Here is a 14616-nt window from a genome sequence, read left to right as displayed (position 1 = left end):
ACGGTCTTATCAAAAATGAGCTGGCCTAAAGGGGAGCTTCTCCAGAATATAGTGATGTTCCCTTGCAGCACAAAATACACAATAATAAGTTCATTCCGAATAAGAAGAAAAGGGTGTCCCGCTGCTTCTGAGACACCCTCCTCTTGTTTCAATTTTTTAAGTGACATCCGCCATCTCTGCGTCTTCTCCGTCCCGCTTCGAACGACCTGTTCAATCGAGGCCGCCGGCGACGCTCAGCTCATAACGCCGGGAAGCAGGCGCTTGCCGCAACAAGACCGTGCAAAGTTCAGCAGTCGCTGTTTTCGGTTTTCGGCTGTTCGGCCGCGGTTCCAACCTCCCTCATTCAGCACGCCCTTGAATCGAAGTACCGGTTTTCAGATCGACTGTCCTAAGGAATGATGTCCTTATACGAATTGCTTTTCTTTCAACTGGACTTTTTCTTTTACACGAGGGTTGACGAAATAGTTCGGATAATGCCCGGACAGTACATCGGCGACGTTTTGGGCGGTTTTCCGTTTCAACTCCCGTTCGGATTCTTCGGAATACCAAGCGACGTGCGGCGTAATCACAACATTCTCCATCCGAAGCAGAGGGTTGTCCGGCTGAATCGGCTCGCATTCGGTCACATCAAGCCCGGCGCCGGCAATTTTTCCGTCTTGCAAAGCCCGAATGAGAGCCGATTCATCGATGACCGGACCGCGGGCCGTATTGACGATGATCAATTCCTTTTTCGCCAGGTTGAACTGTTCGTCGCTGATCATGCCTTTTGTTTCTTTCGTTAACGGCGCATGGACGGAAATATAGTCCGATTGCCGGAACAAGTCGTTTAGCCCTACAAGCTGAACATTCAGCTCGTTTGCCACTTCTGCCGGAACGTACGGGTCATAGGCAATGACATGCAAGCCGAAAGATTGGGCCTTTTTCGCCAACGCTTGCGGAATTCTTCCCAATCCCACAAGACCGAGCGTTCTCCCCCGCAGCCGGTAAATCGGCTTGCCGACATTAAAATTCCATACCCCGTTTTTCACTTCGTGGTTTAACTTTACAATTTTGCGGGCTAACGAAAGCAAGAGCGCCAACGCATGGTCCGACACCTCGTCCACCGAATAATCTGTTACATTGGCTACAATAATCCCTTTTTCGGTGGCGGCATCCACGTCAACGGTATTGACGCCGACCCCATACCGGGAAATGACTTTGCATTTCTCCAGCTGAGCGATCACGTTTGCCGATATTGGCGCATATTGGTTAATGATGGCATCAGCATCCTTGCAGGCGGCAATGACTTCTTCCTCGGTGCGGCACTGGGCGGCGACAAACTCCACGTTAAGAGGAGAAAGCACCTCTTGCTCGGGCGCTAATGTTTGGAATTCATAGTCTGTCACCACAACTTTGAATTTTTTCATATTGTTCCTCCCCCGCTCTTTTAAAAAATGTAAAAGCCATCTGCTTGCCATTGCGCTGTTCCTACCATTCGGCCACCGAACCATCGGCATGACGCCAAATAGGATTTTTCCAGTTGTGTCCTATAGCTGCCATTTCTCTCACATACTCTTCATTAATCTCAATTCCTAGTCCGGGCCCTTGCGGAATTTTGACATACCCGTTTTGATACTCAAATACAGAAGGATCGACTAAATAATCAAGGAGATCGTTCCCTTGATTGTAGTGGATGCCAAGGCTTTGTTCCTGGATAAAAGCGTTATACGACACCGCATCCACTTGCAAAGAGGCGGCCAACGCAATCGGGCCTAACGGGCAATGCGGCGCCAATGCGACATCATACGCCTCAGCCATTGTTGCAATTTTCCTTACTTCTGTAATCCCGCCGGCGTGGGAAAGGTCCGGCTGAATAATATCGACATACCCTTCTGATAAAACGGTTTTGAAATCCCATCGCGAAAACATTCGTTCTCCGGTCGCGATCGGGATATTTGAGTGCCTAGCGATTTCCCTCAATGCTTCATTATGTTCCGGCAGTACCGGTTCTTCGATAAACATCGGGTGGTAGGGTTCAAGCTCTTTGGCCAACATTTTTGCCATCGGCTTGTGAACACGGCCGTGGAAATCGATGCCGATTCCGAACTCCTTGCCCGCCGCTTGGCGCACGGCAGCCACCCGTTCGACTGCTTCCTCAATCTTTTTGTACGAATCGATATATTGCAGCTCCTCTGTAGCATTCATTTTTACTGCTGTAAACCCCGCTTCTTTTGCTTTTTTAGCCGCTTCGGCAACGTCGCTTGGTCGGTCGCCGCCGATCCAACTGTAAACCCGAATACGATCGCGAACCGGACCGCCAAGCAGTTGATGAACGGGGACATTGAAGTATTTTCCTTTAATATCCCAAAGCGCCTGATCAATTCCGGAAATGGCGCTCATCAAAATAGGCCCCCCGCGGTAAAACCCTCCCCGATAAAGAACGGTCCAATGCTCCTCAATCGCCAGCGGATCCTTTCCAATTAAATAGTCGCTCAGCTCTTCCACCGCCGCGCGCACAGTGTTCGCCCTTCCCTCGACAATCGGTTCACCCCATCCGGCAATTCCTTCATCTGTACTGATTTTTAAAAACAGCCAGCGCGGCGGGACAAGAAACGTCTCGAATTTCGTAATCTTCATTCCCTTATTTCTCCTCTCTTTCCGCTGCGTTTCTCACCGTCTCTACAAATTTCTTTGCTGTTTCCCTGAGAAGATCAAACCGCCCCTCCTCAATAACCTGTTTATTTAATAGAGCACTGCCGACCCCTACAGCCGTGGCACCGTTTCGGATAAACGCCCCCGCATTTTCCAACGTAACGCCGCCGGTTGGCATGAGCGGAATATGACCTAACGGCCCGCTCAGCTCTTTAAAGTATTGAGGTCCTAAGGAGCCAGCCGGAAATACTTTTAACAAATCAGCCCCCATTTGATAAGCCTTGACGATTTCCGTCGGCGTCATCACGCCTGGGATGGAAATTTTCCCGTACCGGTTTGTCACCGAGATCGTCTCCTCATCAAAAATAGGGGAAAAAATAAAGTCCGCACCAGCCTCAATCGCCCGCTTAGCCGTTTCGGCATCCAATACAGTCCCGGCTCCGACAATCGCTTTTGCGCCGAACGTCTCCTTCAGTTCGGCAATCATTTCGAAACCGCCGGGAGTGTCGACCGTCACCTCGAGCACCTCAACCCCCCCGGCGACAAGCGCCTCGGCGATTTGAAAAATTTGCGACCTTTTCGGCTTTCGAATCACCGCCACTAATTTTGAATTTTTCAACCGGCTAAGATGATCAATCTTATCCATCTCTTTCCCCCCTACCGCCTTACATCCGCATGACGAACACCTTGCAAAAATTCTTCCAACTCTTCCTTGTTCGGCAGCCCTTCCACATCCCCGTTCGTTCCAACGACAATGGCTCCGACGGCATTCCCGCGCCTCACCGCCTCGGGAATCGGCTCATTCCGCAACAGTCCGCTGATCACTCCGGCCGCGAACCCGTCGCCCGCCCCGACCGGATCCACAACCTGCGGCACGGCAAAACCTTTGACATATCCGTGTTCGTTTCCGAACCGATAATACGCCCCTTGCTCCCCTAGCTTGATAATGACGAGCTTTTCATTTCCGAAGAAGCTGGCGATTTCTTCAGGCGTGTTCCGTCCCGACAGCCATTTTCCTTCGTCAAGCCCCGGCAAAATGACATCCGCCTCAACGGCCATCTGAAGCAGCACAGGCCTTGCCTCCTCCACCGTCCAAAGTTTCAGCCGGATGTTCGGGTCAAAAACGATTTTCACCTTATGCCGTTTGGCGATATCGATCGCCTTAAAAACCGCTTCCCGGCATGACGGACTCAGAGCTGGGGTAATCCCTGTCACATGAAGGAATTTGGCACGAGCGATATACTCCTCATCAAGATCGCCTGGGGACAGTAAACTCGCCGCCGAGTGTTGGCGGTAATAGTAGACTTTTATATTGGTTGGCGAGCGGTTTTCCTTAAAGAAAATCCCGGTCGGAGCTTCATCCGTATAAATGCATCGGGACGTGTCGACCCCTTCGCCCCTGATCAATTTGTGGATGTATCTTCCAAACGGGTCATTCCCAAGTTTGCTGAACCACCCGACAGAATGGCCGAGCCTTTGCAATCCGATGGCAACATTCGATTCTGCTCCCCCAATTTGCTTCGAAAAATTGTTGCTATACTCAATTGGGGTCATGGCTTCAGATGTAAATAAAACCATCGTTTCTCCAAACGTGACGACATCAAGCGTCTTCATGATGAGTCCCTCCACATATTCACTTTCATCACAACAGTCCGGAACATAGGTTAAAAGGTCGGCCCAATTCTCCAAATGCCGAAATCATGCTGTTTTAAGATTTCGGATTTAGTCAGCTTCCCTGAGGCCGTCAGAAGCAATTCGTCGAAAATTCTCTGCCCCACCGATTCGAGCGATTCTTTCCCCTCAATGATCGTACCGGCGTTGACATCCATATTTTCTCTCATTCGCTCAAACATCGGGGTGTTCGTCGCGATTTTGATCACCGGCGCAATCGGCGAACCGGTCGGCGTGCCGCGTCCGCTTGTAAACAAAACGACTTGCGCCCCGCCTGCGACCATCCCAGTCAGTTGTTCAATATCGTGTCCTGGAGTGTCCATCCAGACAAGTCCTTTTTTCGTCGGCCGCTCGGCATAGTTGATCAGTTCTTGCAACGGCCGGGTTCCGGCTTTTGCCGCGGCGCCGAGCGATTTTTCTTCCAGCGTCGTCAATCCGCCTTTTCGGTTTCCAGGGCTCGGATTCCCGGTGCGGATGTCGACCCCCATCATCATGGCCCGTTTCTCCATGGCCTCAATTACCTCGTATACTCTTTTCGCCACCCGGTCATCGACCGCCCGGTTGGCCAAAAGATGTTCTGCCCCGATCAGCTCGGTCGTTTCTGCCAGGATGACGGTCCCTCCTCGGTCAACAACCATATCGCTGACATACCCAACGGCCGGATTAGCTGAAAGCCCGGAACACGCATCCGACCCTCCGCACTCTGTTCCGACGATCAGCTCGCTGATATCAAACGGCTCACGCACTAAAGCCGAAGCATCTTGCACCATTTTGGCAGCGATTCTCGCCGCCTCGGCGATGGCGCCCAATGTTCCGCCATGGTCTTGAATGGATACAAGCTCAACCGGTTTGCCGCTTTTCGCAATTTCTTGGGCCACGCTTCTCCCTTGATGGGTTTCACAGCCAAGCCCCATCACCACGACGCCGTATACATTTGGGTTCGCTCCCATGCCGACATACGTGCGAAACGTCTGTTCATAATCCACGCCGACTTGGGCGCATCCGTGCTGATGGATGAAAGACACCGTGCCGTGGATCAGCTCCGTCACTTGTCTTGCCGCCTGAGTAGCACACACAATGGTCGGTAAAATGAGCACATGGTTTCGAACTCCCACCCGTCCATCAGGACGTCTATACCCCCAAAATTGAGCGTTTTCCATGCTTTCGATCTCCCCTTCCCCTTTTTCCTTCCACGTTATGGACGTGAACGTGCTCTCCTTCGGCAATATCATTCGAAGCAACCCCGATTACTTCCCCATACTTTAAAACATCTTCTCCTTGTTTGATTGGCACAATGGCAAACTTGTGTCCAAACTCAATAGGTTGCTTTATGGTGATGTCCTGTTCCCGGTTTTGATAGGTAATTTTTACGACGCTTCCAGCTGGAATAAAATCCAAGGCAGTGGCGACGTTGTCTTTTGGGTTTAAGATTACGAAACGATAGGGCGACATTGTATCCCTCCCTCTAGAAATGTTGATCTATCAAGGCTCCTTTCCTACTTAGACCTTGGCATTTTGCACGCCTGTCACTGGAACGCCTAACCCTTCAGCGCCTAATTTTGACGTAACCGCTTCCGGATAATATTGTTCAACGATCCGCATTCCTAGCGCCGCCCGACGCACTCGTTCCCGACATAATTCAATGTTCACCGATTCCAAGTGTTTCCCGGATGGATAGACGTCTGGATGGTTGCGCAAACCGAACTTAATATAAACAGGCGCCAAAATACGGATGATCTCAGGGATCTCATAATGTCTAATGAATCCACCGAATCCGTCGGGTACTTCTACGTACACATCAAGAGGAAGGTTAACCGTCTGGCGGATCGCTGCCAGCTTCGGCAAAGTTAAGGCAGTCGGAACGTTATATGTGTCAGCCCCCAACTGCTCCATCAGCTTAATTGATACCGGATTTGAGGCCATCATTTGTACCGACACCTTGATGACAAAGTTTTGCGGCAATATCCCTCGATGTTTCATTTCTTTTGTTAAAAGCAACAACCCTTCATCTGCCACTAAAGCCCCTCTTACTCCTAACTGGGCTGCTCGTTTCAGGTCCTCAATAGCATAAACTAGCTGATCCATTCCTTCATGGCGAAGCCCAGCCGCTTTTCCAGAGGAAGTGAACGGCAACGCACTGATGTCCCAAGTGCCCCTCGGGCCGACGAACAGGCTGAGTTCAATCCCCCGGCTCGCGCACATTTGACACATATCGCTGATCTCCTCATCTGTCAAGAGCATGATTCCACTTCCCTGCGATACTCGGTGAATCGTGACCCCTAGACGATCCGCTTCCTCAAGCACCGCCTCAAGCGCCCGCGGCCCTTCAACGCTCGGAATCTCCACGCGATATTGTGCCCCATCGGGGAAGCGTTTGGCGGAAGTAGGAAGATCGTAACAGTCACCACCTGGATAACCTAGCGATTCAAGAAACTCTCGTGTTTCCTTCATAAACATGTTGACCACCCCTTCATTTTCTATGTAGCCATTCTGAAAACGCTCTTTTCTATTTTCTCACTTTGTTTATATGAAGATTATGTTTATTCAGAAACATATGGACACGTTCTTTCAAATCCGCGCACTCTTTTAAAGGCAGCCTCAGTGCTGTCTGCCGACCTAAAATCAACTGATGAACGGCCTCTTTAATCGCAAGAAACAGCGGTTGAGAAAGCTCGTAAATCTCCATAAGCTGCAAAATCGATGCGTTTACCCTGAACGTCTCTTCATATTGTTGGGCTTGAAAGCTCTCAAACAGCCTGACGGACAGCTCGGGACAAAACACAGCCGTACCGTTGATAGCGCCGGCAGCCCCCATTTGCAAGGATGGAAAAAGAAGATCGTCAAAAGCGGCAAACACGACGAAATCCTTTCTCTGTTCCTTAATGCGGATCAACTGGCGAATATGTCCTAGTTTCTCTGTCGTGTCTTTAATTCCAGCAATATTTTCCTGATCCAATGCGAGCCTCAACACAAGATCCGAAGACAAATCCTGCCCAGTCAGCAATGGGATATTGTAAATCAACAAAGGGATACGAATGCTTTGAGCCACGCTTATATAGTAGTCATATAGCTGGCGCTCCGTATATTTCCAATAAAACGGGTTAACAACGAGTACACCGCTCGCTCCGATCGATTCAGCATGTTGTGATAAAGAAATTGTCTCCTTTAGCGATGTCGACCCTGTGCCAATGAGAACTGGAACACGTCCATCTATGTATCGTATCATCCGCTCCGCAAAATTTTTCCTCTCTTCGGTCATCAAAGTGGAAAACTCCCCTGTGCTTCCCATATAGAGCAATCCGTGAACGCCTCGCTCAATCAAGTAGTCGGCGAGAAGATAATTTGCTTCCCAATCAAACTCGCCTTTCTCATTGAATAAGGTGACAACTGGAGGAATAATACCTTTCAAGTCATAAGACATTTTTGTTTCCCCTTTCATATATGGCAGTATAAATAATATCCTCCAAAACAAAGGCTGGCCAATGCTGTTGTAAACTCCAGCGCTTTCCCTATATTGAGACGCGCCCTGCCCAGCACAATAGGAAGCGCTAAAGCAGTAGTAAAACAAGCCATTCCAATAATGGTTCCTGCACCAAAAACCAAAATGTATAAAGCCGCGACAGCAACATTATCTACTGTTGACAAAACGAAAATGGTTAAAGCTACACTTCCTGCTAGGCCATGTATTCCGCCAATCGCGATCGATTTAGCGTAGATCATGTTATTTACTTTATCCAAAGAAAGATAACCACTTCGTCTATTCATGGCAAACAACGAGCTTCCCCCTAAATAAACAAGCATCATCCCAACCGCGATTTCAAAACCTGATTCAATTTTCGGAGGAATTTGAAATTTGAGCACAATAACCAACAAACCAACCATAATCAAAACGAAACTATGACCTAATCCCCAACATACACCCGCTAATAAAGAACGAAACAAACTTTTGCTTTTGCTTGCAATAGTTGAAACGGCTATCACGTGATCCGGCTCGAAAGAATGCTTTATCCCCAACAACAGACCAGCTATTAACGTTGAAACGACCCCTGCCTCCATTCGTCATTCCCCTTTTATCCTTCTTCTAGCCTGTTCCGCAGCTTCTGCATAAACGTCTAAAAATGCTACCTGATGAGTGAGGGCTGCTTCCTTCACATCCTCATACTCCGGCATCTGCCTGATCACCTTTCCCTTGTGTATAGCCTGTTTAACGCGAATATTTCCGTACAATGTAGCAACGGTCACAACGTCTCTTTCTAAAACCTCTCGCACCCAGATATCTTTTCGAATGCCAAGAGTCGTTGTCTCTTTCAGCATAAATTGCTCGCACTGCTCTACATGAGTTGCTGAAGTCAAAACCGTCAAAAGAACACCGGGACGGTTTTTCTTCATAAAAACAGGAGTATAAAATACATCAAGCGCTCCTTTTTGAAAGAGCCCATCCATCACATATCCAAGCACTTCTCCTGGCATATCGTCCAGCTGACACTCAAGAATATAAACCGTCTCTTCTTTCGAATGGGATAACGGCAGACTATCCAATCTTGTATGAATCCTCTCCCCGATTACTACCCGCAACACGTTTGGTTGATCGGGCAAGTCACGTGTTCCAGCACCGTATCCAACTGCTGATATTTTCATTGATGGAATTGGTCCGTATGAATTCACTTGACTTTTGATAATCCCAGCCCCAGTCGGAGTCGTCAATTCAAACGGCAAATGGTTAGAAATGACTGGCACGCCCTGAAGAATTTCTAACGTTGCCGGGGCTGGAATGGGATATATGCCATGTGCACAACGAATGGATCCGTATCCTAACGGGACAGGTGCAGAAACAATATAGTCGACATGAAGTTCCGTGAGTGCAATCGCTGTAGCGACAATGTCAACAATAGAGTCAACAGCTCCAACCTCGTGAAAATGAACTTTTTCAATGGGAATGCCATGGATTTTTGCCTCTGCAACAGCAATACAATGAAAAATTTGTTCGCTTCGTTTTTTGACTTCCACGTTTAATTCCGAACGCTCAATCATATCGACAATATCTGAATAATGCCTATGAGCATGATGTCTTTCATGATCATGACTATCCTCGATGTTCTCTAGCATAATGACATCGAATTTCGTAGCAGAAATCCCTTTTTTCATCACCTTGCCCCATTGCAATTGATAACCTGACAGAGGTAATTTTTTCAGTTCCACCTCAATTTTCTCCGGTGGCACGCCCGCATCCACGAGAGCGCCCACCATCATATCGCCGCTGATTCCGGAAAAACAGTCCAAGTACAAAATCTTCATTTTTCTTCTCTCCCTAACGTTTTGGCCTCAGCAACAGCCTGCTCAATAACGGCCATGACTGTAGCAGCATAATACCCCGCACCAAACCCGTTATCAATATTCACGACGGAAACACCGCTTGCACATGAATTCAACATAGTAAGCAAAGCTGAGAGCCCTCGAAAGTTTGCACCATATCCAACACTTGTAGGAACAGCGATAACCGGTTTGGAAACAAGTCCACCGACCACACTCGCGAGTGCTCCTTCCATCCCAGCAACTACAATGACGACACGGGAACGTTCAATCATCTCGATTTTGTCGAGTAATCGGTGAATACCCGCAACGCCTACATCATATATTCGCTTTACTTCGCACCCTAATAACTCAGCCGTTACCGCCGCCTCTTCAGCAACAGAAAAATCTGATGTCCCCGCGCTAACAACCGCTATATAACCTGGTTTTTTTATTTCGACATAATCATGAGAAATCCAATAAAAAATATTGCAATCATTCCGATACTCAAAATGTTCCGTTGGATAACGTTCCTTGAGGTTGGCCGTCAGGTAAGAAGCTTTCTCTTGATCAACGCGTGTAGCAACCACCTTTTTATGAAATCTCATTAATCGTTCAAAAATACCAAGTAAATGCTCCCTTGATTTCCCTTCTCCAAAAATGATCTCCGGAAATCCTTTTCTTCGCTCCCGCTGAATATCTAATGTGGCATATCCGAGATGATCATAGGAGGCTAGGGTTCGATATGCTTCCTCTACCGAAATGCTCCCTTCTTTTAACCTGTTCAGCGTTTCTTTTATAACCTCGCTCATTTCACCATTCCCTTTTCTAACATCTCATTCATACTTCCAGATTTATATCCTCTAAGATCAAGGGTCACATATAAAAAACCTAACTCTTTCAACTTGTTATAAATCGTTTGACGATGCCTGATCACCATTTCCATCTCTTCAGGCAACACTTCGATTCTCGCTATTTCTCCATGGTGACGAACACGAATCTGACGGAAGCCGAGATTGAAAAGGAATTCTTCAGACTGGTCCAGTTGCTCGATTTTCTCTTTTGTAATTTTTTGTCCATAAGGAATACGAGAAGATAAACAAGCGAACGACGGTTTATCCCATGTTTCCAGGCCCATTTCTTTCGATAAAATTCGAATCTCTTTCTTGTATAGCTCCGCTTCTTGAAGAGGACTCCGAACCCCGAGCTGCCTAGCTGCCTGAAGCCCTGGACGATATTCCCCTAGATCATCCATGTTGGAGCCATCAACAACAGTGTAAGTCTCACTATATTTTCTAGCTAATTCTCCTAAATGGGTGTATAAATTGTTTTTGCAGTGGAAACAGCGATAAAGATCATTTTTGACAAAGTCCTCATTCTTGAGTTCATTAATTTGAATTTTTATATGTTTAACCCCTATTTGCTCCGCCAGTTTAGTTGCATGTTGCACTTCACGAGTTGGAAATGTTTCCGAAACAGCAGTCACGGCAAGCACCTGATCGCCCAGTACCTCTTTTGCCATTGCCAATAAAAACGTGCTATCTACCCCGCCGGAAAAAGCAACTAATACATTTCCCATTCCCTTAAGAATATGGATGAGCTGCTCTCTCTTCTGCAATAAATGTTTCTCCAACCCACTCTCCCCCTTTCCGTTGTCATTGTCCATAAAACTATTCGGTGAGAAGGTGTCCCCTAGTAATGGGACACCTATGTGCTATTCTGTAAAACCTATTGCTTAATTAGGCTTTCACAAATACAGTTTTGATTGTTGTGAAAAACTCAATGGCCGCCTGTCCTTGTTCCCGAGAATGTGAGCTTGATTGCTTCATTCCGCCAAACGGTGCTTGGTACTCAACCCCCGCTGTTTCTGCGTTGACTTTGACCATTCCCGCCTCAATATCCTTAATGAAGTCAAGAATATTCCCAATGTTTTTCGTATAGATCGAGGCGCTCAGCCCATATTCTGTATCGTTGGCCAATTCAATCGCCTCCTCAATGCTGTCGACTGGAATCAACACCAATACTGGGCCAAAGATTTCTTCGCGGGCAATCGTCATTTGAAGGTCGACCTCTTCAAAAATCGTCGGCTCGACGTAAAAACCATTGGCCAGTTCGCCTTCTGTACATCTATTGCCTCCATAAATCAATTTGGCGCCTTCAGCTTTTCCCTTTTCAATATAGGATAAAACCGTATTAAGCTGCGATTCACTGGCACATGGCCCCATCCACGTTTCAGCATCCATGCCATTCCCGATTTTCAGCTGTTTCACCCGTTCAAGAAGTTTTTCTTTAAACGGTTCGTACACTTCCCGCTCAATAAAAACGCGGCTTGTGGCTGTACATTTTTGCCCCGTTGAGCGCAAACCACCGCTGATCGTCCCCTCAACAGCGAGATCCAAATCGGCGTCTTTGGCCACAATAACCGGGTTTTTCCCCCCCATCTCGAGCTGGTATTTGGCCCCGCGCTCAAATGCCGCTCTTCCGACTTGTTTTCCAACCGTGTTGGAGCCGGTAAAGGTGACGCCATCAACATCTGGATGGTTCGCGATCCCTTGACCAATGACGGATCCAGAACCGCACACCATATTGACGACCCCTTTCGGGAAGCCCGCTTCATGGAAGCATTCAATCACTTTCGCCGCTGTCACAGCTGTTTCGCTTGCCGGTTTGAGCACGACCGTATTTCCGTACACAAGCGCCGGCGCCATTTTCCAGATGGGAATGGCGACAGGGAAATTCCATGGCGAAATGACCCCGACAACCCCAAGCGGAACACGGGTCGTAAACATCAACCCCTCACTGTCGCTCGATGGGATCACATCGCCCACTTTCCGCGCTCCTTCACCCGCATAGTAACGCAATATATGAACGCCCCTCATCGTCTCCGCTTTTGCCTCGGCCAAAGTTTTTCCCATTTCTCTTGTCATCGTTTCGGCAATATCGTCAAGGCGCTGCTCTAAAAGAAGCGCCGCTTTATACAAGTACTCTCCTCTCTCGATCCCAGATCGCTTCCACCACGATTTCTGCGCCTGTTTGGCCGCAGCTACAGCCGCGTTTAAATCTTCCAGTGTCGAGCGCGGAACATACCCGACAATGTCATTTCGATTTGCTGGATTGATGCTCGGTTCGACGTTCTTGCTCACCGAACCGACCCAACTACCATCAATGTAGTTTAAATACGTTTTGATTTCTGTTTGCACAGCCATCTTTTCCCCACTCCCTCTTCTTATTTAGTAACAGTTTGTTTTACCAGCGATTTTACTGGATTAGATAACACCCCGATCCCGGGAACCTCAATTTCAATTCGATCCCCATCTTCAAGGGTAAACTGATTCGGCGGAACAATACTTGTTCCCGTCAATAATACCGTACCATCAAACACCTCATTGTCGCGAAGCAAAAAAGATACTAGCTCATCGTATCTTCTTCTCAACTGTCTTGTATTGGCGCTTTCCTCAACAACAAGTTGGTCGTTGCGGTAAATGCGGCAAGTCAGTTGCAGGTTATACGGGTCTTCCACTGTCTCCGCGAGACGGATCGCCGGCCCAATGGCGCACGAATGTTTCCATATTTTTGCCTGCGGCAAGTACAATGGATTTTCCCCCTCGATATCCCGGCAGCTCATGTCGTTTCCAATCGTATACCCAACGATTTCCCCTTCTCGGGTGATCACCAGTCCAAGTTCCGGCTCAGGAATTTGCCAGTTGGAATCACTGCGCAAATACACGGGGGCATTCGGGCCAATCGTACGCGCCGCAGTTGATTTCAAAAAGAGTTCCGGCCTTTCCGCGTTGTATACCCGGTCATAGCACGTTTCCTGGCCCGCTGCCTTCTCGACCGTTTCATAGTTTCTCGCCTCACGGCTTTTCTCGTAGGTGACGCCCGACGCCCATACCTCAGGGGCGACAATCGGCGCAAGCAAATTCAATTCCCCTATCTCTTTGTGGATCCCTTGTTTTCCGCTAATCAGCGTTTGAATATAGCTGACAGTCGATATTTGGCGGTGTTTTGCTTCGCGAACCACCTCCATCAAATCGCGGAACGGGAGCGGATACACGATATGATCATCGGTAACCGCGGCGACTATCTCCTGTGAATCTTCTAAGTAGCGAATAATTCTCATAACCCTCTCCCCTTACTGTTTTATATTAAAAAACTCTGTTTTATCATCTTGTCAGAAAGAAGCCGCTTCATTACACAGATAAACGGCTAGGGCTCATATACCCCATTTCTTTTGAGATCTGTTCAGCCGCATTTTGCAGCAGCTGGATTTCTTCCTCGAGCACGGTGTCCGTTATTTTCGCCGAAGGCTGAGAGATGCTGATCGCCGCAATCACATTCCCAGAATGGTCGCGAATCGGAACAGCCACACAAGTGATCCCTGGTTCGTTTTCTTCTTTGTCGAGCGCATAGCCGTTATTCCTTACGTTCTCGAGCTCTTTCAAAAACTCCTCTTCGTTCGTGATCGTGTTTTCTGTGTGGCGCTTATAAACGTAGCCGCGCAGTAGTTCTTTCAGTTCCTGATTGCTTTTGAAGGCGACAAGCACCTTCCCTACTGCGCTGCTGTGAATCGGAACTCTTCTCCCGATTCTGGAGTACAGCACCGTCCCAGATGTTCCTTCGACTTTGTCGATATAAATGCCTTCTTTTCCATCCAAAATCACCAAATGAACCGTGCTCCCCGTTTTAATGGAAAGATCAATTAAATGCTTTTTGGAAATAGAGCGGATGTCAAGATGACGAATGACGAGGTTTCCCCGCTCAAACAGCTTCATTCCTAATCGATATTTCCCATTCTCTGGGTTCTGCTCAATATAATGATGGTGCTGCAGCGTTTTCAACAGTGAATGCACCGTGCTTTTGTGAAGCTGCATCCGCTCGCTGATATCAGTGATTTTTAACTCTGTTTCGTATTCATCAAATAAGTCTAGAATACGGAGAGCACGATCAACTGCCTGAATTAATGGCAATGCTTTCACCCTCTTTGCTAGAATTCTTATGACCTGGACAACTGAGAAATTCGTC

General features: G+C 47.9%; 16 protein-coding genes. All 16 read right to left on the bottom strand.

Going from position 1 to position 14616, the window contains the following annotated elements:
- Positions 1–210 precede the first annotated feature (210 nt).
- A complete protein-coding gene (locus CV945_RS17740) occupies positions 211–333 on the bottom strand; it encodes a hypothetical protein (RefSeq protein ID WP_255407699.1) in 123 nt (40 codons plus the stop codon).
- Positions 334–404: 71 nt separating this feature from the next.
- A complete protein-coding gene (locus tag CV945_RS01720; protein ID WP_100659012.1) occupies positions 405–1406 on the bottom strand; it encodes a C-terminal binding protein in 1002 nt (333 codons plus the stop codon).
- Between the two features lie 61 nt (positions 1407–1467).
- Positions 1468–2616, bottom strand: coding sequence for a galactonate dehydratase (gene dgoD / locus CV945_RS01715; RefSeq protein WP_100659011.1), 1149 nt, complete (start codon positions 2614–2616; stop codon positions 1468–1470).
- Positions 2617–2620: 4 nt separating this feature from the next.
- Positions 2621–3277 carry a bifunctional 4-hydroxy-2-oxoglutarate aldolase/2-dehydro-3-deoxy-phosphogluconate aldolase gene (locus CV945_RS01710; RefSeq protein ID WP_100659010.1) on the bottom strand — a complete coding sequence of 219 codons (657 nt, stop codon included), beginning with the start codon at positions 3275–3277 and terminating at the stop codon, positions 2621–2623.
- Positions 3278–3288: 11 nt separating this feature from the next.
- Complete coding sequence (locus CV945_RS01705) at positions 3289–4245, bottom strand: sugar kinase (protein WP_100659009.1); 957 nt, start codon at positions 4243–4245, stop codon at positions 3289–3291.
- Positions 4246–4295: 50 nt separating this feature from the next.
- Complete coding sequence (locus CV945_RS01700; protein ID WP_100659008.1) at positions 4296–5462, bottom strand: UxaA family hydrolase; 1167 nt, start codon at positions 5460–5462, stop codon at positions 4296–4298.
- Positions 5434–5754 carry a UxaA family hydrolase gene (locus CV945_RS01695; RefSeq protein ID WP_063192768.1) on the bottom strand — a complete coding sequence of 107 codons (321 nt, stop codon included), beginning with the start codon at positions 5752–5754 and terminating at the stop codon, positions 5434–5436. Before CV945_RS01695 ends, CV945_RS01700 begins: the two co-directional genes overlap by 29 nt.
- A gap of 48 nt (positions 5755–5802) precedes the next feature.
- Positions 5803–6759, bottom strand: a complete 957-nt coding sequence (locus CV945_RS01690) for a U32 family peptidase (RefSeq protein ID WP_013145105.1) — start codon at positions 6757–6759, stop codon at positions 5803–5805.
- Between the two features lie 49 nt (positions 6760–6808).
- Positions 6809–7723, bottom strand: coding sequence for a dihydrodipicolinate synthase family protein (locus CV945_RS01685; RefSeq protein ID WP_100659007.1), 915 nt, complete (start codon positions 7721–7723; stop codon positions 6809–6811).
- A gap of 14 nt (positions 7724–7737) precedes the next feature.
- Positions 7738–8358 (bottom strand): urease accessory protein, encoded by a 621-nt coding sequence (locus CV945_RS01680; protein ID WP_100659006.1) that lies wholly within the window; start codon positions 8356–8358, stop codon positions 7738–7740.
- 3 nt (positions 8359–8361) lie between these two features.
- Entirely contained in the window at positions 8362–9597 is a 1236-nt protein-coding gene (gene larC / locus CV945_RS01675; protein WP_100659005.1) for a nickel pincer cofactor biosynthesis protein LarC, read from the bottom strand.
- On the bottom strand, positions 9594–10403 hold the full coding sequence (gene larB, locus CV945_RS01670; RefSeq protein ID WP_100659004.1) for a nickel pincer cofactor biosynthesis protein LarB: 810 nt from the start codon (positions 10401–10403) through the stop codon (positions 9594–9596). The genes larC and larB overlap by 4 nt, the downstream gene beginning before the upstream one ends.
- Positions 10400–11224, bottom strand: coding sequence for an ATP-dependent sacrificial sulfur transferase LarE (larE, locus tag CV945_RS01665; RefSeq protein ID WP_011231451.1), 825 nt, complete (start codon positions 11222–11224; stop codon positions 10400–10402). The genes larB and larE overlap by 4 nt, the downstream gene beginning before the upstream one ends.
- A 106-nt stretch (positions 11225–11330) precedes the next feature.
- The gene (gucD, locus tag CV945_RS01660; protein WP_100659003.1) at positions 11331–12797 is read right to left on the bottom strand and encodes an alpha-ketoglutaric semialdehyde dehydrogenase GucD; all 1467 of its coding nucleotides are present in this window, start codon (positions 12795–12797) and stop codon (positions 11331–11333) included.
- A gap of 20 nt (positions 12798–12817) precedes the next feature.
- Positions 12818–13714: a fumarylacetoacetate hydrolase family protein gene (locus CV945_RS01655; protein ID WP_100659002.1), complete on the bottom strand. Its 897-nt coding sequence runs from the start codon at positions 13712–13714 to the stop codon at positions 12818–12820.
- A gap of 70 nt (positions 13715–13784) precedes the next feature.
- A complete protein-coding gene (locus CV945_RS01650; protein ID WP_100659001.1) occupies positions 13785–14561 on the bottom strand; it encodes an IclR family transcriptional regulator in 777 nt (258 codons plus the stop codon).
- Positions 14562–14616: the final 55 nt, after the last annotated feature.

It is taken from the genome of Geobacillus sp. Manikaran-105 (assembly GCF_002809955.1).
Taxonomy (GTDB): Bacteria; Bacillota; Bacilli; order Bacillales; family Anoxybacillaceae; genus Geobacillus; species Geobacillus thermophilus.
This window is presented reverse-complemented; position numbering and strand designations above follow the sequence as displayed.